This is a genomic window from Pseudomonas sp. UBA6699 (assembly GCF_002454615.1).
Classification (GTDB): Bacteria; Pseudomonadota; Gammaproteobacteria; order Pseudomonadales; family Pseudomonadaceae; genus Aquipseudomonas; species Aquipseudomonas juntendi.
On record NZ_DKJF01000129.1, the window covers coordinates 33,583 to 54,084 of the forward strand.

22 protein-coding genes are annotated in these 20,502 nt (G+C 62.8%); 14 read left to right on the plus strand and 8 right to left on the minus strand.

Annotation, left to right across the window (positions count from 1 at the left end; genetic code table 11):
- The first annotated feature begins 84 nt into the window (after nt 1–84).
- Entirely contained in the window at nt 85–357 is a 273-nt protein-coding gene (hupB, locus tag B3361_RS23600) for a nucleoid-associated protein HU-beta (protein ID WP_009683828.1), read from the plus strand.
- A 180-nt stretch (nt 358–537) separates the two neighbouring features.
- A complete protein-coding gene (locus B3361_RS23605; protein WP_009683829.1) occupies nt 538–2,409 on the plus strand; it encodes a SurA N-terminal domain-containing protein in 1,872 nt (623 codons plus the stop codon).
- Nucleotides 2,410–2,475: 66 nt separating this feature from the next.
- Here B3361_RS23605 and B3361_RS23610 read toward each other — a convergent pair whose 3' ends face one another.
- Nucleotides 2,476–3,516 (minus strand): patatin-like phospholipase family protein, encoded by a 1,041-nt coding sequence (locus B3361_RS23610; RefSeq protein ID WP_054905356.1) that lies wholly within the window; start codon nt 3,514–3,516, stop codon nt 2,476–2,478.
- Nucleotides 3,517–3,694: 178 nt separating this feature from the next.
- On the opposite strand from B3361_RS23610, the gene B3361_RS23615 reads away from it, so the two are divergent.
- The 3 genes from B3361_RS23615 (at nt 3,695) to B3361_RS23625 (ending at nt 5,642) form a co-directional block, all read left to right on the plus strand.
- Nucleotides 3,695–3,973, plus strand: a complete 279-nt coding sequence (locus tag B3361_RS23615; RefSeq protein ID WP_003259403.1) for a hypothetical protein — start codon at nt 3,695–3,697, stop codon at nt 3,971–3,973.
- A gap of 14 nt (nt 3,974–3,987) precedes the next feature.
- On the plus strand, nt 3,988–4,767 hold the full coding sequence (locus B3361_RS23620; protein WP_054905357.1) for a CHAD domain-containing protein: 780 nt from the start codon (nt 3,988–3,990) through the stop codon (nt 4,765–4,767).
- 77 nt (nt 4,768–4,844) lie between these two features.
- Entirely contained in the window at nt 4,845–5,642 is a 798-nt protein-coding gene (locus B3361_RS23625) for an acyl-CoA thioesterase (protein WP_054905358.1), read from the plus strand.
- 23 nt (nt 5,643–5,665) lie between these two features.
- On the opposite strand, the gene B3361_RS23630 is transcribed toward B3361_RS23625, so the two are convergent.
- The 3 genes from B3361_RS23630 to B3361_RS23640 form a co-directional block, all read right to left on the minus strand.
- Nucleotides 5,666–6,034 carry an Mpo1-like protein gene (locus tag B3361_RS23630; protein ID WP_054905359.1) on the minus strand — a complete coding sequence of 123 codons (369 nt, stop codon included), beginning with the start codon at nt 6,032–6,034 and terminating at the stop codon, nt 5,666–5,668.
- Nucleotides 6,035–6,108: 74 nt separating this feature from the next.
- On the minus strand, nt 6,109–7,587 hold the full coding sequence (locus B3361_RS23635) for a methyl-accepting chemotaxis protein (protein WP_054905360.1): 1,479 nt from the start codon (nt 7,585–7,587) through the stop codon (nt 6,109–6,111).
- A 138-nt stretch (nt 7,588–7,725) separates the two neighbouring features.
- Complete coding sequence (locus B3361_RS23640; RefSeq protein ID WP_054905361.1) at nt 7,726–8,520, minus strand: TatD family hydrolase; 795 nt, start codon at nt 8,518–8,520, stop codon at nt 7,726–7,728.
- A gap of 153 nt (nt 8,521–8,673) precedes the next feature.
- On the opposite strand from B3361_RS23640, the gene B3361_RS23645 reads away from it, so the two are divergent.
- From B3361_RS23645 to greB, 4 genes are all read left to right on the plus strand, one after another.
- A complete protein-coding gene (locus B3361_RS23645) occupies nt 8,674–10,077 on the plus strand; it encodes a transglycosylase SLT domain-containing protein (RefSeq protein WP_029884954.1) in 1,404 nt (467 codons plus the stop codon).
- A 113-nt stretch (nt 10,078–10,190) separates the two neighbouring features.
- The gene (locus B3361_RS23650) at nt 10,191–10,649 is read left to right on the plus strand and encodes a DoxX family protein (protein WP_054905362.1); all 459 of its coding nucleotides are present in this window, start codon (nt 10,191–10,193) and stop codon (nt 10,647–10,649) included.
- 248 nt (nt 10,650–10,897) lie between these two features.
- Nucleotides 10,898–11,206 (plus strand): hypothetical protein, encoded by a 309-nt coding sequence (locus tag B3361_RS23655; protein ID WP_009683839.1) that lies wholly within the window; start codon nt 10,898–10,900, stop codon nt 11,204–11,206.
- Between the two features lie 10 nt (nt 11,207–11,216).
- Nucleotides 11,217–11,690: a transcription elongation factor GreB gene (gene greB / locus B3361_RS23660; protein ID WP_009683840.1), complete on the plus strand. Its 474-nt coding sequence runs from the start codon at nt 11,217–11,219 to the stop codon at nt 11,688–11,690.
- A gap of 48 nt (nt 11,691–11,738) precedes the next feature.
- Here the strand turns inward: greB and B3361_RS23665 are convergent, their stop codons facing one another.
- Complete coding sequence (locus B3361_RS23665; RefSeq protein WP_054905363.1) at nt 11,739–14,246, minus strand: ABC transporter permease; 2,508 nt, start codon at nt 14,244–14,246, stop codon at nt 11,739–11,741.
- On the minus strand, nt 14,246–14,929 hold the full coding sequence (locus B3361_RS23670) for an ABC transporter ATP-binding protein (RefSeq protein ID WP_054905364.1): 684 nt from the start codon (nt 14,927–14,929) through the stop codon (nt 14,246–14,248). The genes B3361_RS23665 and B3361_RS23670 overlap by 1 nt, the downstream gene beginning before the upstream one ends.
- Before the next feature lie 10 nt (nt 14,930–14,939).
- Here B3361_RS23670 and B3361_RS23675 point away from each other — a divergent pair, with 10 nt between their 5' ends.
- The 3 genes from B3361_RS23675 to B3361_RS23685 all read left to right on the plus strand — a co-directional run bounded on the left by B3361_RS23675 (nt 14,940) and on the right by B3361_RS23685 (nt 16,985).
- Nucleotides 14,940–15,545, plus strand: coding sequence for an arylesterase (locus B3361_RS23675; RefSeq protein WP_009683844.1), 606 nt, complete (start codon nt 14,940–14,942; stop codon nt 15,543–15,545).
- A gap of 58 nt (nt 15,546–15,603) precedes the next feature.
- Entirely contained in the window at nt 15,604–15,894 is a 291-nt protein-coding gene (locus tag B3361_RS23680; protein ID WP_009683845.1) for a hypothetical protein, read from the plus strand.
- Nucleotides 15,895–16,007: 113 nt separating this feature from the next.
- Complete coding sequence (locus tag B3361_RS23685) at nt 16,008–16,985, plus strand: L,D-transpeptidase family protein (protein WP_009683846.1); 978 nt, start codon at nt 16,008–16,010, stop codon at nt 16,983–16,985.
- 129 nt (nt 16,986–17,114) lie between these two features.
- On the opposite strand, the gene oprI is transcribed toward B3361_RS23685, so the two are convergent.
- Nucleotides 17,115–17,366, minus strand: a complete 252-nt coding sequence (gene oprI, locus B3361_RS23690; protein WP_003259780.1) for an outer membrane lipoprotei OprI — start codon at nt 17,364–17,366, stop codon at nt 17,115–17,117.
- A 508-nt stretch (nt 17,367–17,874) separates the two neighbouring features.
- Here oprI and B3361_RS23695 point away from each other — a divergent pair.
- Nucleotides 17,875–18,156, plus strand: a complete 282-nt coding sequence (locus B3361_RS23695; RefSeq protein WP_009683847.1) for a GNAT family N-acetyltransferase — start codon at nt 17,875–17,877, stop codon at nt 18,154–18,156.
- A 49-nt stretch (nt 18,157–18,205) separates the two neighbouring features.
- On the opposite strand, the gene B3361_RS23700 is transcribed toward B3361_RS23695, so the two are convergent.
- Nucleotides 18,206–19,282: a 3-deoxy-7-phosphoheptulonate synthase gene (locus B3361_RS23700; protein ID WP_009683848.1), complete on the minus strand. Its 1,077-nt coding sequence runs from the start codon at nt 19,280–19,282 to the stop codon at nt 18,206–18,208.
- Nucleotides 19,283–19,514: 232 nt separating this feature from the next.
- Here B3361_RS23700 and B3361_RS23705 point away from each other — a divergent pair, with 232 nt between their 5' ends.
- Nucleotides 19,515–20,462 carry a putative 2-dehydropantoate 2-reductase gene (locus B3361_RS23705; RefSeq protein ID WP_054905365.1) on the plus strand — a complete coding sequence of 316 codons (948 nt, stop codon included), beginning with the start codon at nt 19,515–19,517 and terminating at the stop codon, nt 20,460–20,462.
- The last annotated feature ends 40 nt before the right edge of the window (nt 20,463–20,502 follow it).

Sequence of the window (20,502 nt, forward strand, 5' to 3'; positions counted from 1 at the left end):
TCAACAAGCCTCCCAACGTACGTTTCGTAAGCTTTCCATTACATACTTAGAAACAAACTCAATAGAGAAATAAGGGGACTTAGAGTGAACAAGTCGGAACTGATTGACGCTATCGCCGTATCGGCTGACATTTCCAAAGCTGCTGCAGGTAAGGCTCTGGACGCTGTGATCGACTCCGTAACCGGTGCCCTGAAAGCAGGCGACGACGTCGTTCTGGTTGGCTTCGGAACCTTCACGGTCAAAGAGCGCGCCGAGCGCACTGGCCGTAACCCACAAACCGGCAAGGCGATCAAGATTGCAGCCGCCAAGGTTCCAGGTTTCAAGGCAGGCAAAGGCCTGAAAGACGCCGTCAACTAAGTCGTCTTCAGCCGGACCCGGCCAGGCCTGGTCCGAGCACGCTGATGGCGGGGCGCAAACGTTCCCGCCTGACACGTTTGCTAAGCAAAGGCGCATCCTCGGATGCGCCTTTCTTTTATCAGGATTCTACCCACGCTCCGCGGTTGTCGACGCAGTGGTACAGCCGTTTCTGGGGGACGCATGCTGCAAAATATCAGGGACAATTCACAAGGTTGGATTGCCAAGTCCATCATCGGCCTAATCGTCGTATTGATGGCGTTGACCGGTTTCGAAGCCATTTTTCAGGCCGCCACACATAGCCAGGACGCCGCCAAGGTAAACGGCCAGACCATCAGCCAGAACGAGCTGAGCCAGGCGGCCGACATGCAGCGCCGCCAGCTGATGCAACAGTTGGGCAAGGACTTCGACCCAGCGCTGCTGGATGAAAAACTGCTGCGTGAAGAGGCCCTCAAGGGCCTGATCAGCCGCAAGCTCTTGCTGCAGGGGGCTGAAGACGCCAAGTTCGCCTTCTCCGATGCCGCGCTGGATCAGGTGATCCTGCAAACGCCGGAGTTCCAGGTAGACGGTAAATTCAGCGCCGACCGCTTCGACCAGGTCATTCGCCAGATGGGTTATGGCCGCATGCAGTTCCGCGACATGCTGGCCGAGGAAATGCTCATCGGCCAGTTGCGCACCGGCCTGGCCGGCAGCAGCTTCGTCACCGACCAGCAAGTCGATGCCTTCGCCCGCCTCGAGAAGCAGACCCGCGACTTCGCCTCCCTGACCTTCAAGGCCGACCCGGCCGCGGTCAAGGTCAGCGACGCCGAGGTCAAGGCGCACTACGACCAGCACGCCAAGGAGTTCATGTCGCCTGACCAGGTGGTGATCGACTACATCGAGCTGAAAAAGTCTGCCTACTTCGACCAGGTCAAGGTGACCGACGAAGAGCTCAAGGCCCAGTACGAGAAAGAAATCGCCAACCTCGCCGAGCAACGCCACGCGGCGCACATCCTCATCGAAGTGAACGACAAGGTCAGCGACGCACAGGCCAAGGCCCGTGCTGAAGAGATCGAGCAGCGCCTGGCCAAGGGTGAGAACTTTGCCACCCTGGCCAAGGAGTTCTCCCAGGACCCGGGTTCGGCCGGCAACGGTGGTGACCTTGGTTTCGCCGGCCCGGGTGTGTATGACCCGGCCTTCGAAGAGGCGCTGTACAAGCTGCAGGATGGCCAGGTATCGGCGCCGGTGCGTACCCAGTTCGGTTACCACCTGATCAAGCTGTTGGGCGTACAGGCGCCAGAGGTGCCGAGCTTCGCCAGCCTGAAGGACAAGCTTACCCGTGACCTGAAGACCCCGCTGGTCGAGCAGCGTTACGTGGATGCCAGCAAGCAGCTGCAGGATGCTGCCTATGAGGCTTCCGACCTGGCCCAGCCGGCTCAGGACCTGAACCTCAAGGTCCACACCTCTGCACCATTCGGTCGCGAAGGCGGCGAAGGCATTACTGCCAACCGTTCGGTGGTGCAGGCTGCGTTTTCCGAAGAAGTACTCGACGAGGGGGCCAACAGTACCGCCATCGAGCTCGACCCGGAAACCACCGTGGTATTGCGCGTCAAGGAGCACCGCAAGCCTGAGCAACTGCCGCTGGAGGCAGTGGCCCAGAATATCCGCCAGCACCTGGCCAAGGAGAAGGCCACGGCCGAACTCAAGGCCAAGGCGGACAAGCTGATCGCCGGCCTGCGCGACGGTTCCATTGCTGCTGGCAGTGTGCATGAGGGCCAGGGCTGGAAAACCCACGAAGCCGTGACCCGCGGTGAGGAAGGCATCGATCCTGAGGAACTGCAGGCGCTGTTCCGCCTGGCGAAACCGCAAGCCAAGGACAAGCCGGTGTATGGCAGCGTCGTGCTGCGTGACGGTAGCCTGGTGGTGCTGCAGCTCAAGGGCGTCAACGAAGGCACTACCGCCACCGACGAAGAGAAGCAGCAGATTCGCCGCTACCTCGCCTCGCGTGCCGGCCAGCAAGATTTCGCGGCCTACCGCAAGCAGCTGGAAGCCAATGCCGACATCACCCGTTACTGACGTGATCGCTGCATGACGAACGGGCCGCCTAGTGCGGCCCGTTCTGTTTCTGCTGCCTGCTCCGGCCTAGCGCTTCACCCCTTCATGATTATCCAGCGTGTCCCGCGCGATCTCCCGCCCCAGGGCAATCAGCTCGGGCGCCTTGTAGAATTCGAAGAACCGGCATACCCGTTTCGGCACGTTGATCAGCACATCCGGCGGATAGCCGGCGATCTTGTACTGCGCCAATGAGGTCTGCATGACCTCGAAACTCTGGTTGATCAAGTCCAGCAGCGAGGCTGGGCCCACGTTGTCGATGATGAACGAACCGGTAGCCGACTTCGGCGCGCCTTCGCGCTCTGGCGCAGCCGCCGGCTGCTGTGTGCCCGGGCTGGCGGCTTCGCTTTGCCATGGGTTGGGCTGTGCCAGCCCTTCAGCGACGATTTCCTGTTCGATGCGGATCAATTCTTCGGCCGGTTTGCGCCGGAACGGCAGGTGTGCGCCCAATGAACTGAGCAAGGCATCGAAGCGCATCTTGAACGCCGCCGGGCGTTCGATCACCGGCAGCTGGTACTGCTTCTGGTTGGTGGCGTTGAGGTTGACCGCGATGATCAGGTCGCAATGGCTGGACACCACCGGTACGATCGGCAGCGGGTTCAGGATACCGCCATCAACCAGCATACGGTTGCCCTGCATTACCGGTGTAAACAGGCTGGGGATGGCCGCCGAGGCGCGCATGGCCTGGTGCAGGCAGCCCTCCTGAAACCATATCTCCTGCTGGTTGGTCAGGTCGGCGGCAACCGCCGTGTAGGGGATGCGCAGTTGCTCGATATTGATCTCGCCGACGATCTTGCGGATCTGCCCGAACACCTTGTCACCGCGGATGGCGCCCAGGCGAAAGCTGACATCCACCAGGCGCAGCACATCCAGATAATCAAGGCTCTCGATCCAGTTGCGGTACTCGTCCAGCTTGCCGGCGGCATAGATGCCACCGATGACTGCACCCATGGAGCAGCCAGCGATGCAAGCGATATCGTAACCCCGGCGCTCGATTTCCTCGATCACGCCTATGTGCGCATACCCTCGAGCCCCGCCCGAACCCAGTACCAGTGCCACGCGTTTACTCATCAACTTTCCCCGGCCAGTGCCATCATGCCCCTACAATGCACCCATCGTTGCCTCTGCTTCAATGTAGATTGTGTGCAGCTACTGTAGTAAAACCGCTTTGGCAAAGCCGGCCGGGCAGGGCACTTTTGAACTGCCGGGGCGTCGAAATGCCACCGTTTTTTTCCTTGAGGTATCACCGATGAAAGCCTGGATCTGCCTTCCCCTGATTGCTCTGGCCCTTGCCGGCTGCGCAGGCAAGACGGCCTACCGAGAAAGTTGTGCGACCCAGCTGGATGCCGCCTGGAAGGAGCTTGACCTGGCCAAGGCCGAAGGCTTTGCCGGCGCCGTGAGTTATTCCAAGGCTTTGTCGTTACTCACCGGTGCTAAAACCCAGCAGCAGTTCGAAGGTTATGAAAGCTGCACGCGCAAAGCCGAGAAGGCGCGCTTCTACATTCGTGAGTCCCGCGCCGGGCGTTGATCGAGGAGCGTTCCATGTCTGCCATGCTTGACTCCGTCGTTGCCCAGATACTGGCCTTGCAGGTGCGCCTGCTGGCGTGTCGCGAACGCCTGGCTGCCGATACCGACAGCGAGGCCCTGCATGACCTGCGTATTGCCGTACGGCGGCTACGCAGCCTGCTGCGGCCACTGAGGGGGCTGCCAGGGGTGGAGCAGCTGGAGGCCGCTGCAAGCGCGCTGGGGGCCCTGACCACGCCCTTGCGTGACCATGAAGTATTGGCTGCGCAACTGATCGCTAGCGGTTACACCGAAGCTGGGCAACGCCGCATGCAAGGCCGCGGTAGTGCATACGCCAGCGTTGCCCGCAGCCAGCAGTTGGCCCGGGTGCTGGCGATTGCAGATGCCTTTCCACTGTTCCTGCGCGCAGCGGGCCGCGAAGGCTTGGCCAAGGCATTGGGCAATCGCGTCGACAAGCGCTTGGTCAAGCAGTGGCACAAACTGCACCACGCCTTGCAGGACCCCAACCACGACCGTCACCGGCTACGTTTGTTGATCAAGCGTGCGCGCTATGGCGACGAGGCCTACCCGCAATTCCAGCATGCCAGCCAGAAACTGCAGCGTCTGCTGAAAAAAGCCCAGGCCGACCTGGGCGACTGGCACGATCGCTTGCAGTGGCTGCTACAGGCGCGCGACCACGCCGACCTGGCACCTTGCCAAGCCGTTTGGCAGCAGCAGTTGCAGGAGGCCGAGCAACGAGCCGATGTGACCTTGGCCGCGCTGGCCAAGGCCATTGCACGGCGCCAGCCCGGAAAATGACCGAAATGAGGGCTGTTCGTCCCGCGTTAGCTGGCTAGGATGGGCACACCCTTTTCGCCGCAGGCAGGAGCCGGTCCATGAATTTCAATCAACTGCTCGACGCCGTGCGGGCCAACCCCGACGCAGTCAGCATTCCGCCGACCTGGGCGCAAGGCCGAGCGGCATTTGGCGGCCTCATGGCGGCCCTTGTGTACGAGGCGATGCGCCTCAAGCTGTGTGACAGCCGCCCAGCGCGCTCCCTGGCCATCACCTTCGTGGCCCCTGCAGCGGCAGACGTACCTATCCGCTTCGAGGTGGAGGTGCTGCGCGAGGGCAAGGCGGTCAGCACCTTGCTTGGCCGCGCGGTACAGGAGGGCCAGGTGGTGACGCTGGTGCAAGGCAGCTTCGGGGCAGGGCGGCCTTCGGTCGTACAGGTACCGGCGTTACCGGCTACGGAAATGAAGGCGCTCGAAGAGGCGGCACCGGAGCTGCCCTATATCAAGGGGGTCACGCCGGAATTCATGCGCCATGTGGCCTTGCGCTGGGCCGTGGGCGGGCTGCCGTTCAGTGGTAATCAGTCGAGGAAGATGGGCGGTTGGGTGCGCTTGCGCGATGTCGCCGACGAACGCGTCAATGAGGCGCACCTGCTTGCCTTGGTCGATGCGTGGCCGCCGAGCCTGATGCCGTTCCTGAAGCAACCCGCAGCTGGCAGCACGCTGACCTGGACGATCGAGTTCATTCAGCCTGTGGTCACGGTGTCTACCCAGGACTGGTGCCGCTATTGCGTTGAAACCGAATATGCCCGGGATGGCTATGGCCATGCGGCAGCAGCCCTGTGGACCGCTCAAGGTCAATTGCTGGCGCTGAGCCGGCAGACTGTCACCGTGTTCGCCTGACAGGCCGGCACAGGGCCATCGGCTCAGCGCCGGTGCTTGTGGCGCTCCCGCCATGCCTTCAGCCAGGCGCCACTGAAAACAAAACGCGGGAAGGTGATGAACTGCTCCGTCAACAGGCGCTGCACGGCATCCTGGCGGTTAGCGAACGGCTCAGGTTGCTGGGCTTCCAGGCGGTGCCCCTGGCGCTGCAGGCCCAAGCCGGCAACCAAGGCGATGATACCCACCGCGATCTGGCTCAGGTCGAGCCCGAACAGGCCCGACAGTACCAGCAGCGCGCCCAGGATGAACAACGGGACGGCAATCAGGTGCAGCACCAGGTTTGTCGGGTGACGGTGGTTATGGTGGTAGCCGCGCCATTGCCAGGCGGGCAGGTTGGGCAGACGTTTACTCATGGGCATTTCCTCATCCAATGCCCAAAGCTTAGTGCTGCCCGCGCAGGGGGGCCAATCGAGGCTGGCTATGGTGGCTATAGCTTGAGCTGGCCGATGGCCTTGTTGAGCGCCCCAGCCAAGGTCGCCAGCTCGCTACTGGTGGTGGCCGAGCACACCGTCTGTTGCACGGTCTGCTCGGTGACATCACGAATGCTCACCACCGCGCGGTTCATTTCCTCGGCCACCTGGCTTTGTTGCTCGGCTGCCACGGCAATCTGCGTGTTGCTCTCGCGCATCTGCGCCACGGCACCGGTGATCTCGGCCAGGGCTTCACCGGCTTCCTGAGCCTGGCGCACGCAATCATCGGCCTTGTACGAGCTTTCCTGCATGAACTCCACCGCATCGCGGGTACCCGACTGCAGTGCCGAGACCATTGTGGTGATTTCGTCAGTGGAGGTTTGCACGCGCTTGGCCAGGTTGCGCACCTCATCGGCGACCACGGCGAACCCGCGGCCCAGGTCGCCGGCGCGTGCGGCTTCGATGGCGGCGTTGAGCGCAAGCAGGTTGGTTTGTTCGGCAATGCTGTGAATCACATTGACGACCCCGTTGATTTTCTGGCTGTCATCGGCCAACTGGCGAATCATCTCGGCGGTTTGCTGAACACCGCTGGACAGCCCGGAAATCGAATCCTGGACCCGGCTTACCACCTCTTTGCCGCTGCCGGCCAGGGTGTCGGCGGTTTGGGACAGGTCACGGGTAGCGCCGGCATGCTGGGCGATGTGGTGCACGGTTGCCGACATTTGGTTGATGGCGGTGGCCGCCTGGTCGGTTTCGCTTTGCTGGCCAAGCATGCCGTGGCGCACATCGTTCATGCTGGCGGCCAGGCGCGCAGCGCCCGAGTCCAGCTGCGCGGCAGTGTGGGCGACGGTGCTGACGACGCGGTGGTAGGTGGCCTGCATGGCGTTGAAGGCACCGGCCATCTGGCCGACCTCATCACCACAGGCCAGTGGCACACGGGCTGCCAGGTCGCCGGTTTTTTCCACGTGCAGTATCACATCCTTGAGGGTATTGAGCTGGCTGAGCAGAAAACGGATGAGCAGTTGCGAGGCAGCGAGCATGGCCAGCATCAGAATCAGGACACACACCGCGTAATTGCTGAAGCGTTCGAAGAACACCTGGCGCAGACTGGGCGACGGGGCCACTACCGCCATGTACTGATTGCCGCTGCGCACGACCTGTGCGCCGCGCAGCGGGTTGTCGCCCAGCACCCAGGCACCTGGCAGGTCCACCCAGCCCTGGCCGTCGCGCAGGGGCTCGAGCGGTTCACCGGCAAAGGTGGGCGTTTGCCCGGCTGACCAGCTGATCACATTGGCCTGGCGCGGTATTGGCTGCTGGCTTGGCCAGGCAGCCAGCAGCTCGGCTTGCTGCACCGCCTGTACCTGGGCCACCTCGGCGCGGGCGCGTTGCTCCAGGTGCACGGCATACACCACCAGCAGCAAGGTCGTGACAAAGGCCACCGCGTTGACGGCCCAGAATTTGTACTTCAAGGAAACATTGCTAAGCCAGGCACCCATGGGCAGGTCTTCTCTGAGTTGAGCGGAAACAATATTGGCAAGGTGCCATCATTGTGCCAGCTCGTGCCAGAGCCGTTGTTGATATGTATCAAGAAAAAACAACGGTGTTGTTCTCCTGCCTCAACCGGCCCCGTCAGCTCAGATCTGGAAGAACGCCCGTGCCGTGGCCGTGGTGTGCGCTGCCGTATGTTCGACCGTTTCACCCCGGTGCAAGGCCACTTCATGCAGTACTTGCGGCAAGAAGGCCGGCTCATTGCGGCCGTTCTTGGGTTTGGGGCGCAGGGTGCGGGGCAGCAGATAGGGGGCGTCGCTTTCCAGCATCAGCCGGCCTTCGGCAATGTTGCCCACCAGCGCGTGCAGGTGCGTCCCCCGGCGCTCGTCGCAGATCCAGCCGGTGATACCGATGTGCAGGTCCATGTCGAGGTAGGCGAACAGCGCCTCACGCTCCCCGGTGAAACAATGCACGACCGCCGCGCTCAGGTGGTCGCGGTAATCCTTGAGAATGGCCAGCAAGCGCTCGCTGGCATCGCGCTCATGCAGGAACACCGGCAGGCGTAGCTCAACGGCCAGCGCCAACTGGGCTTCCAGGGCTTTTTCTTGCAGGGGGCGAGGGGAGAAATCACGGTTGAAGTCCAGGCCGCATTCGCCCACAGCACGTACCCGTGCCTCGCTTAGCAGTTGGCGCAGCCGGCCTTCGCTACCGGCCTCCCATGCCTTGGCATCGTGGGGGTGCACGCCGGCAGTGGCAAACAGATGCGCGCCACTGGCGTCCAGTTGCTGGCACAACTCCAGTGCCTGTTCGCTGCCTGCCAGGCTGGTGCCCGTCAGCACCATTTGGGTCACCCCGGCTTCGATGGCGCGCTCGACGACGGCCGCCTGCTGGTCGTGGAAGCTGCTGTTGGTCAGGTTGACGCCGATATCGATCAGTTGCATGGTGGTATCTCGTGCCGCGGAGCGGCCAGCATAGCAAAAACCGGGTTTTTCTGAACAAAACCAAGAACTTCATGCTGTGGCCGGGGTCTTTTGCCGTCATTTATCACTTGGCGTGCGACCCTGGATGCCGCCCCCGAATGGATCTTTTTGCGCATGCGATTCTGGCTCACTTTCCTGTTGGCGCTCGGGTTGGTCTTGTCCGGGGCGGCCCTTGCGCAAACCCAAGGGCCGCAACATAACCCTGCGCCTGCCAAGGTTCGCGACTTGCAGCAGATCCGCAGCAGCAAGGTGCTGCGGGTGCTGGTCAACCAAAGCCGCAATAGCTCGGGCGAGGTCAAGGGCGAACCAGTCGGCATCGAGTATTACCGCCTGCGGGCCCTGGAACACTTCCTCAACGCGCGCAGCGACGACGATCAACAGATCGAGCTGCAGCTCATACCGCGGGCCAAGGAGCAATTGCTCGGCGCCCTGGCGCGTGGCGAGGGCGACCTTGCTGCACCGGGCGAGCTGTTGGACCCAGGCACTGTGCGCGGTGTCAGCAGCAGCGCACCGCTACTCGATCAGGTGCCGCTGACATTGGTCGGGCGCAAAGGCGAGCGCAGCTTCAGCAAGCTCGAGCAGCTGTCGGGGCGAACCGTGGCATTGACCAGTGCCAGCGCGGCGGGGCCATTCATCCAGCAGGCCAACCAGCAATTGGCCCTGCGCAAGCGGCCGCCGATCAAGGTGGAGTGGGTCGACTCGACATTGGCCGTGGAAGATGTGCTGGAGATGGTCCAGGCCGGCATCTACCACCTGACCGTGGTGGAGCAGCCTATTGCCCGGCGTTGGGCGCGGGTGATGCCGCGCCTGCGCCTGCACAGCGGTGTGCGGCTGGGGCCGCCGCAGGCCATGCGCTGGTATGTCGGGCGTGATGCGCCGCAGCTGCTCGCTGCAGTCGATCGCTTCCTCAAGGGTTACCGGGCGCCAGACAACCAGGATGCCGCGTTTGAGCGGATTTACCGCCGCCAGTATCGGGTGCACAACCCTTTGGCCAGCAAGGACCGCCGGCGTCTGGCAGCGCTGCGGGCCGTGTTGCAGAAGCATGGGCAGGCGCAACAGATCGACTGGCTGAACCTGGCGGCGCTGGCGTTCAAGGAGTCGACACTGAACCCGGCCGCACGCGGCAGCGGTGGGGCCCATGGGCTGATGCAGATCACCCCGGCAGCAGCCCAGCGTGTGGGGGTGAGCAACACGGCCACGGTAGACGGCAACGTGCTGGCCAGCGCGCGCTACCTGGCGCTGATCCGCCGCACGTTTTTCGCCAGCCCCAAAATCAACGAGCGCGAGCGCATGGCGTTCGTGCTTGCTGCCTACAACCTTGGCCCCGAACGCGTTCAGGCCATGCGCGCCGAAGCTCGCCGACGCGGGCTCAATGGCAACCAATGGTTCTTCCAGACCGAGCGTATTGCCATGGAGCAGGTGGGCATGGGGCCGGTGAACTTCGTCAACAGTGTCAACAAGTACTACCTGGCATTCAACCGCGAACGTGCAGCGCTTGAACGTGTAGCCAAGCGATGAAGTATCGATTTATTAGATAGCTATGCTGGGTTTTTTGCGATTCTAATATCTTAGAAACTGATTAAGATGGCGTCCATCTCAACATAACTGCATCGCCTCAAGGACGCTTCGCCATGAACAACAACACGCTCAATGCCCTGTTTTCCACCCGTGCCGGCGCTGGCCTGAGCATTATCCGCATACTGGTCGGCATCATCTTCGTGGCGCATGGTGCGCAAAAGCTGTTCGGCATGTTTGGCGGCTATGGCCTGGAAGGCACCGGCCAGTGGATGGAAAGCATCGGCCAGTGGATGGAAAGCATCGGCCTGGCGCCGGGTTATCTGATGGCCCTGTTGTCCGGTAGTGCCGAGTTCTTCGGCGGGTTGGCCCTGGTGCTGGGGCTGCTGGCGCGCCCGGCGGCGCTGGCACTGAGCGTGACCCTGATCGTGGCGATTTTCTCGGTGCACATTGGCAATGGCTTGTTCATGTCCAACAACGGCTACGAGTTTGCCCTGGCGCTGCTCGCCGGTACCGTTGCCGTGATGATCGAAGGTGCCGGGCGCTTCTCGCTGGACCGCCTGATCGCCCGCTGACCCTTTGCAAGCTGTGAGCGACAAGCCGCAAGCAAGGGCGGGCCTTTCCTCGGCCTGCTTCTGCTTGCGGCTTGTCGCTTGCAACTTGAAGCTCATCGCTCTAGCATACCGCCTGCGCCGATTTAAACAGCTACTTGCGGGGCGCAGGAAAGCCCCTTGTGCGGCTCGTCCGAAATACCGCTAAAGCGCTGGTTCGGTGACGCCTCCCACCGCTGCCCAGCGGGATTCGCGAGGCGGAGAGAAGCACCATGAGTTGCCCACGTACCAGTGTCTGTTTGAGCCCTTTGCCTGCACACCAGGCATCCCGCACGCCGCGCATCCTGCTCGGCGGCCAGCATCAGCCCACTCTTTTGCGTCACCTCGAAGGCCTGTCCCGGCGCAAGGGCCAAGCACGCGCATTCCTGATCCAGTTCGCCGATGACGCCTGCAATCTTGCGCAGTATGGGCAGGACCGTTTCGACCTTGCGGTCATTCAGTCGCCCGGCCCGCAGGACGCTGCCGAGGTCATCGGCCACCTCACCCGTATCGCGCGCCAGGGCCTGATCACCCGCCGCTGAGGAGCGTTTGTTGAGCACCAACATCATCACCAGCGAAGGCCACGCGGCGCTGAAGAAAGAGCTGGACCACCTGTGGCGGGTCTATCGCCCCGAGATCACCCAGAAGGTCGCCTGGGCGGCGTCGCTGGGGGACCGTAGCGAGAATGCCGACTACCAGTACAACAAGAAGCTGCTGCGCGAGATCGACCGCCGGGTGCGGTATTTGCGCAAGCGTCTCGAGGATGTGAAGGTGGTGGCCTATTCCCCCGAGCAGGAAGGCAAGGTGTTTTTCGGCGCCTGGGTCGAGATCGAGAACGACGACGGCGAGACCATGAAGTTTCGCATCGTGGGTTATGACGAAATCTACGGCCGCAATGACTACATCTCGATCGACTCACCCATGGCCCGCGCCTTGCTGAAGAAGCAGGAGGGTGACGAGGTGCTGGTACACACACCTACCGGTGAAGCCACGTGGTATGTGAACAGCATCAGCTACGGCCAGTGAATTGCGGCTGCATGTGCCGGCCCGGATGCCGGGCCGGCACATGCAGCCTCAAGTGTCCCGCAGTACCGCCAAAGGGCTGGCATTGAGCGCCCGCCGCGTGCCTATCACCCCCGCGCCGCCTACCAGCAAAGCCCCTGTCAATGGCAGCAACAGCAACCAGGGGTGCGGCCCCCACTGCAGATTGAAGGCATAGCGGTAAAGCACCAGGGTGATCAGTTCGCAACCCAGGGCCGCCAACAACCCGCTGGCTGCCCCGAGCAGGCCGAACTCGATCCGCCGTGCCCTGACCAGCAGCGGCCTGGGCGCGCCCAGTGCACGCAGCAGGGCGCCTTGGCGAATGCGCTCATCCAGCGTTGCCTGCAAACCGGCGAACAGCACCGCCAGCCCTGCCGCCAGGACGAACAGCAGCACATATTCCACGGCCAGGGTCACCTGGGCGAGGATGCTGCGCAGTTGGTCGAGCAGGGCATCGACCTGCAGGATGGTCACTGCCGGGAACGCACGTGACAGGGTCACCACGTCCAGGTCGTGCCCCGGCGCCAGGTAGAAGCTGGTCAGGTAGGTGGTCGGCAGACCTTGCAGGGTGCCGGGTTGGAAGATCATGTAGAAGTTGGGCTGGAAGCTGTCCCAATGCACACTGCGCAAGCTGCTGACCCTGGCTTGGCGCTGTTGGCCGCCGATATCGAACGTCAGCAGGTCGCCAGTCTGAAGCTTCAGGCTCTTGGCCAGCTCTGCCTCCACCGATACCCCGGGGATTTCGTGTTCGCCGGGCAATGCTTGCCACCAGCTCCCGGCTGTCAACGCATTGCCTTCGGGCAGTTCGGCGGCCCAGGTCAGGCTGAGGTCGCGCTGCACGGCGCGCTCGCCTGCCGAATCCTTGCTGACGATCTGCTGCACCGGTTGTTGGTTGATCTGCACCAGCCGCCCCGGTGTCACCGGGTATAGTGGGGCCGCGACGGCGTTGACCTGCTGCAGGTGCTGAGCGAACGGCTCGCGGTCGTCTGGCAGGATATTCAGGGCGAAATAGTTGGGCGCATCCTTGGGTAGCTGGGCCTGCCAGGTGTCGAGCAATTCCGCCCGCAGCAGGGCGACCAGGGCCATGGCCAGCAGGATCAGGCCGAACGCCAACGCCTGGCCAGCGGCGGCCATGGGGTGGCGCAGCAACTGGCCCAACCCCAGGCGCCAGGTCAGCGGGGCGCCGGCCAGCAAGCGGCGCAGGCTGCGCAAGCCGAGCAGCAGCAGGCCACCGAGCAGCAGCGCAGCAACCAGGCCGCCAGCCAGCAGGGCGAAGGTCAGCAGCAGGTCCAGGCTTAGCCGCCACATGATCAGGCCTAGCGCGAACAGGGCTGCACCGTAGACCAGCCGACTGCTGGGCGGTATCGGCAACAGGTCGCGGCGCAGTACGCGCAATGGCGGCACCTGGCCCAGCGCCGCGATCGGTGGCAGGGCAAAGCCGGCCAGTGCTACCAGCCCTGTGGCGATGCCGGCCAGGGCCGGTAGTACGCCCCCGGCTGGGACCACGCTGGGAAGCAGGCCGTGCAGTACGCGGAACAGGCCCAGCTGGGCAAGCCAGCCCAGCAGCGCGCCGGCCAGCGCCGCTACTACGCCGAGCATGGCCAGTTGCAGGCAGTACAGGCCAAGGGCCTGCCGGCGCGACAGGCCCAGGCAACGCAGCAGGGCACTGGCGTCCAGGCGCCGTGCAGCGTAGCGGCTGGCCGACAAGGCTACGGCCACGCCGGCCAGCAACACTGCCACCAGGCTGGCCATGTTCAGGTAGCGTTCTGCCTTGCCCAGGGCGCCGCCGATCTGCTGGTTGCCATCGCGGGTATCGCGCAGGCGCTGGTTGGCGGCCAGGCCTTTCTCAATTGCCTGGCGGTACTGCGCCAGTGCTTCGCTGTCGCCACGCCACAGGTCCCGGTAGGTAACCCGGCTGCCAGGCTGGATCACCCCGGTCGCCTGCAGGTCGGCCAGGTTGATCATCACCCGCGGCGTGAGGCTGTAGAAGTTGTTGGCGCGGTCCGGCTCATAGGTCAGTACCCGGCTCATGCGCAGGGTTTTCATGCCGACGTCGATGCTGTCGCCTATCGACAGCCCCAAGGCCGCCAACAGGCGCGGTTCCACCCATGCTTCACCGGGCGCCGGCCCGCCACCCGGGCGTTCAGCACCATATGGGGCCGCGGCGCTGCGCAGCTGCCCACGCAGGGGGTAGGCGCTGTCGGCCGCTTTCACGCTGGACAGCTGGATACCGCTATCGCCGCCGACCACACTGGTGAACTCGACCACCTGAGCGTGGCGCAAGCCCAGTGCCTGGCCGGCCGCGAGTTGTTGTTCTCGGGCCGGGGCGCTGCCTTGCAACACCAGGTCGGCGCCAAGGAATTCGCTGGCGCGCAGTTGCATGGCGCCGTTCAGGCGGGCACCGAAATAGCCGATGGCGGTGCTGGCTGCCACCGCTACCAGCAGGGCGAAGAACAACACCCGCACTTCGCTGGCACGAAGGTCGCGAAGCAACTGGCGCAGGGCAAGGCCGCACAGGCGGGACAGCGGCATGTGCTTCATCAGGCCTCCACCGCTGCCACCAGGCGGCCTGCGTCCAGCCGGATCTGGCGGCGGCAGCGGCGGGCCAGGCGTTCGTCATGGGTAACCAGCACCAGTGTGGTGCCACGCTCCTGGTTCAGCTCGAACAGCAGGTCGCTGATACGCTCGCCGGTGTGGCTGTCCAGGTTGCCGGTGGGTTCATCGGCGAACAACACGGCAGGGTGCGCGGCGAAGGCGCGGGCGATGGCCACCCGTTGTTGCTCGCCCCCGGACAGCTGGCGTGGCGTGTGGCTGAGGCGCGCGCCAAGGCCGACCCGTTCAAGCAAGTTGCGCGCTTGCTCGCGGGCATCGCTGCGCCCGTCAAGCTCCAGCGGCAGCATGACATTCTCCAGGGCGTTGAGGCTGTCCAGCAGTTGGAACGACTGGAACACGAAGCCGACATGTTCGGCGCGCACCCGGGCGCGCTGGTCTTCATCCAGCGGCCCGAGGTCGTGCCCGGCAAGTATCACCTTGCCAGCGCTGGGTTGGTCCAGGCCGGCGAGCAGGCCAAGCAGCGTCGACTTGCCCGAGCCCGAAGCGCCGACGATGGCCAGGCTGTCGCCCTGGGCCAGGTCGAGGGACAGGGCGTGCAGGATGGCGAGGTCACCTTCCGCACTGGGGACCACTTTGCTAAGGTTCTGCGCAACGAGAATGCTGGGGCCCATGGAGAATCCGATGCGAATAAGGTGGCTGAGTGCCGGTCTGGCCCTGTATTGCCTGGCCCAGAGCGCGGCGGCGGGAACGTTGCTGGTGGTTGGCGATAGTATCAGCGCCGGTTTTGGCCTGGATAGCCGCCAGGGGTGGGTCTCTCTGTTGCAGACCCGGCTGGAGAAGGAAGGTTTCGACGCCAAGGTGGTCAATGCGTCGATCAGTGGCGACACCAGTGCGGGTGGCCAGGCGCGCTTGCCCGCGCTGCTTGCAGCGCATAAGCCCAGCCTGGTGGTACTGGAGCTGGGCGGCAACGATGGCCTGCGCGGGCAGCCGCCTGCGCAATTGCAACAAAATCTTGCTTCGATGATCGAGCGCTCGCGGCAGGCTGGCGCCAAAGTGGTGCTGCTGGGCATGCGCCTGCCGCCCAATTACGGTGTGCGCTACACCCGTGCGTTTGCCAACGTGTATGAGCAGTTGGCGGCGGACAAAAAGGTCCCGCTGGTGCCGTTTTTCCTTGAAGGGGTAGGGGGTGTGCCAGAGTTGATGCAGGCTGATGGCATTCATCCGGCCCAGGGTGCCCAGCAGCGCTTGCTGGAAAATGCCTGGCCGGCGATAAAACCCTTGCTGTGATGCTTTAAACGGGGGCAGCTTTCGGCTAATGTTGCGCCCCCCGTTTCGAGTGCCACCGATGCCGCGCCCCGCCTGGTCCCTGTACGCCTACCAATTGATCGAGCCCGATGAGCAGCTTGACCTGTTTGCCTGCCAGGAGGTCCGCGTGCACCTGGTGGCCCGGCAGCTGGAGTTGGGTGTGCCGGTAGATCGTACCTTGTGCGGTGGGCTGCTGCCCGCGCAACCGCGCTGGTCGGGGGTGCCGCGCTCGATCTATCGCGATGGCCGCCTGTGCGAGCTGTGCCGGGCCATCCTCGATGCCCAGCGGCGGGGCATGCGCCCGGTGTGGCCTGAGCTGCACGGCAGCTGAACGACTCGCACCTTTCATCATCTGAAACGCTTGCCGCTCAGCAATGCCTCCCGCTGGCACCAGTGCAGGTGTACAATCGATTCTCTTGACCCACCTTTCGAAGGATTTACCGGATGTTGCCGCGCTTTCCTGCCGTCACCCGTAGCCTGTCCCTGGCCGCCCTGCTGGTAGCAGGCCCCGCTGCTGCGCTGGAGCTGCCACTGCCACCTCCTGGTGAAGACATCGTCGGCCAGGTGCATGTGATCAAGGCCAAGTACGAGGACACCTTCGCCGATATCGGCACCGCCAACGACCTCGGCTACCTGGAAATGATCGCTGCCAACCCGGGTGTGGACCCGTGGTTGCCGGGCGCCGGCACCGAGATCATCCTGCCCACCCGCTACATCCTGCCACCGGGACCGCGCGAAGGCGTGGTCATCAACCTGGCCGAGTACCGGTTGTACTACTACCCGAAAGGTCAAAACGTGGTGTACACCTTCCCGCTCGGTATCGGTCGTGAAGGCTGGGGTTCGCCGATCGCCAACACCAAGATCATCGCCAAGACGCCGAACCCGACCTGGACCCCGCCCGCATCCATCCGCAAAGAGCACGCGGCAGACGGCGATATCCTGCCTGCGGTGGTGCCGGCAGGCCCGGACAACCCACTGGGGCCGTTCAAGTTCACCTTGGGCGTGCCCGGCTACCTGATCCACGGTTCGAACAAGAAGTTCGGTATCGGCATGCGCACCAGCCACGGTTGCTTCCGCATGCTCAACAACAACGTGTTGGAACTCTCCAAGCTGGTGCCGGTGGGTACGCCGGTGCGCATCATCAACGAGCCTTACAAGTTTGGTATCAGTGGCGGCAAGGTGTACCTCGAGGCACACACCCCGCTGGATGACCAGGGCAATCCGTCGGTAGTCGACAAGCATACCGCTGTCATCAATGCCTTGCTCAAGCGCGAAGACCTGGCCAACAACCTGCGCATGAACTGGGACATGGTGCGTGATGTGGTGGCTGCAGAAGATGGCATGCCGGTAGAAATTGCCGTACCGGTCGAAAACCAGGCAGGCGCACCGGTGGTTTCCAGCATTCCCCCAGAACTGCAGTAAGGCAGTGGCGATACAGGGAGGCCCGCCTTTGTGCGGGCCTTTTCGTAACAGTTGGAAGGCGCGGCAACGAGCAGGCAAAAAAAAGCCGACCCACAAGTGGGTCGGCTTCTTAACAATCCGTAAGGATTATTACTTGCGGCTGGCTTTGTCCAGCATACGCAGAGCGCGCTCGTTGGCTTCGTCAGCGGTCTGCTGAGCCTTCTGAGCGGCTGCCAGTGCGTCGTCAGCCTTACGGTAGGCTTCATCGGCACGGGCTTGAGCGCGAGCGGCTGCGTCTTCAGTCGCAGTCAGACGAGCTTCAGTTTCTTTGGAGACGCTGCTGCAACCGGTAGCCAGAACTGCGGCCAGAGCCAGAGCAGAGAATTTCAGAACGTTGTTCATCGTGTTCCCCTTCAAGGACTTTCTATTAAATAGCCATCTCTCGGAAAAGAGAAACTGGCCGGCGTACATAGTACTCATTACTTGTAGTAAGTAAACTGACTGAGCGCAAGAACTGCAAAAAAAATGTTGCTTGACGTGCCCCCGACACGCTGCGCGAGCTGGGCGTGATCAACAACCTGCCGTGCCCGCAAGCAAGTGTAATACAGGAACTTTTTTGTTGAACTAAGGGTGACTTGTACGGTCTTTCGGCGTCTTAAAGCCTAGAGCATCCAGCGGCTGCAGGGGCAACGGCATTAAGTGAAGAGGGTAGCGCCAGGCCCTTTTTAACTGTCGAAACCTTGAGTAAATCCGCATGCCGCGCCTACTATCTTGTGAGCGCCAGAAGACTCGAACGATTGCAACCGTCCAGTGGTCGTATGGGCAACAGGTGGCGTAGAGCATTCTGTGCCGGATTAAACCACCATCGGTTAAGGGAAGGGTCTACCTGAAAGACCTGCGAGGAGTAGTGATGAGCGAATCGTTGACCATCCACCATGACCAGGCCGGTCATCAGTTCGAGACCACCGTGGACGGTCATCGTGCCTACCTGACGTACATGGACCTGGGCAAGCAAACGCTGGATATCTATCGCACCTTCGTGCCTAACGCCCTGCGCGGCCGTGGCATCGCTGCCGCGCTGACCGAGCAGGCACTGGCTTATGCCGAGCAGATGGGCTACACGGTGATACCGTCGTGCTCATACGTGGAGCGCTACATGGAGCGCCAGCAGCGGCACTCCACCAAGGCCTGAGCCAGGCCATGAGAGCGGGCCATGGTGAGCCCGCTCAGTAGGGCGTCAATCAGCCACGCTTGCGCTGCGGCAATACATCTTTGAGCTTGGCACGCATGCTGCGCAGCGTTTTTTCGGTTGCCGACCAGTCGATGCAGGCATCGGTAACCGACACGCCGTATTGCAGGTCTTCCAGGTTCTTCGGAATCGACTGGCAGCCCCAGTTCAGGTGGCTTTCGACCATCAGGCCGATGATCGACTGGTTGCCTTCGAGAATCTGGTTGGCGACGTTCTCCATCACCAGTGGTTGCAGGGCCGGGTCCTTGTTGGAGTTGGCGTGGCTGCAGTCGACCATGATGTTTGCCTTGATCTTGGCCTTGGCAAGGTCTTGCTCGCACAGCGCAACGCTGACCGAATCGTAGTTGGGTTTGCCATTACCGCCGCGCAGTACCACGTGGCCGTATGGGTTGCCCTTGGTGGTGACGATCGACACGCCGCCTTCCTGGTTGATACCCAGGAAGCGATGTGGCTTGGACACCGACTGCAAGGCGTTGATGGCGACGGTCAGGCCGCCATCGGTGCCGTTCTTGAAACCTACCGCCGATGACAGCCCCGAGGCCATCTCGCGGTGGGTTTGCGATTCGGTGGTACGGGCGCCGATAGCCGACCAGCTGATCAGGTCCTGCAGGTATTGCGGGGAGATAGGGTCCAGCGCTTCGGTCGCGGTCGGCAGGCCCATTTCCGCCAAATCCAGCAGCAGCTTGCGGCCGATGTGCAGGCCGTCCTGGATCTTGAACGAGTCATCCAGGTACGGGTCGTTGATCAGGCCTTTCCAACCGACCGTGGTGCGCGGCTTTTCAAAGTACACGCGCATGACCAGGTACAGGGTGTCGGACACCTCTGCGGCCAGTACTTTCAGGCGCTCGGCATATTCGTGAGCGGCCTTGATATCGTGGATGGAGCAAGGGCCGACCACAACGAACAGGCGATGGTCCTTGCCGTCGAGAATATTGCGCACCACTTCACGGCCGGCAGTCACGGTCTGCAGGGCCTTGGCGCTGAGGGGGATTTCCTTCTTGAGCTGATCAGGGGTGATCAGGGTCTCGTTGGAGGCAACGTTCAAGTCATCGATCGGTAAATCAGCCATCGTGTTACTCGTCAGGTCACGGGTGCCGGCCGCCAACAATCCCCGTGCGGCCCAGCAGCAAGAATAATCGCAACGGGGAGCCGAACCTTAGCGCGTTACAAGGGGCGGGACAATGGGCTGAGCCCAGTCATTGTGGGGTTTTTACCTGTACCAAGGGTTGAAGCGCGAATGGCCTGCCCAGCGTTGCCCAACCGGTGTAAAAAGAACGCCTACCTGTTAGCTGGAGATTGGCATGCATTCGCGCGCACTACGTATTGGCATCATTGGCAGTGGCGCCATTGGCGGCTTCTATGGGTTGATGCTGGCCAAGGCCGGTTTCGATGTGCATTTTCTGCTGCGTAGCGAGTACCCGGCGGTATGTGAGCATGGCCTGAGCCTGGACAGTGCCGAGCACGGCACGCTGCACATGAAGGTGCAAGCCTATGCCAGGGCCGCCGATATGCCGCCCTGTGACTGGTTGTTGATCGGGGCCAAGGCGACCAGCAACGACCACCTGGCCCCGTTGATCGTGCAGGCTGCCGCACCGGGTGCCAAGGTGGTGCTGTTGCAGAACGGCCTGGGGGTCGAGGAGCAGCTGCGCCCGGCACTGCGCAGCGACATGCACCTGCTGGGCGGGCTGTGCTTCATCTGTGTCAACCGGCAGGGGCCAGGGGTGATCCGGCATCAGGCCTTGGGTACCGTGAACCTGGGGTACCACAGCGGGCCTGCCAGCGATGGTGGTACGGCGCTGGTCAGTGAGGGCACAGGCTTGTTCCAGGCGGCGGGCATCGACTCGCACGCCATGCCGAACCTGGCGCTGGCGCGCTGGCAGAAACTGGTATGGAACGTGCCTTACAACGGGCTCTCGGTATTGCTGGGTGCCAGCACCACTGCATTGATGGGCAACGCCGCCAGCCGTGAACTGGTCCTGGCGCTGATGGCAGAAGTTGTGCAGGGTGCCGCAGCATGCGGCCATACGCTGCCGGAAGGCTACGCCCAACACCTGTTCCAGGTCACCGAGCGCATGCCTGATTACTGGCCCAGCATGTACCACGACCATGCACACAAGCGCCCATTGGAGTTACAGGCCATTTATGCCGAGCCGCTGGCGCTGGCGCGGGCGGCTGGCTGCCGCTTGGCGCGCATGGAAATGCTCTACCAGGCGCTGTTGTTCATCGACCAGCACCAAGGCCGGGTCTGAGCGTTTCGAGGGGGTATTCCCAGCCCGATACAGCTCACCC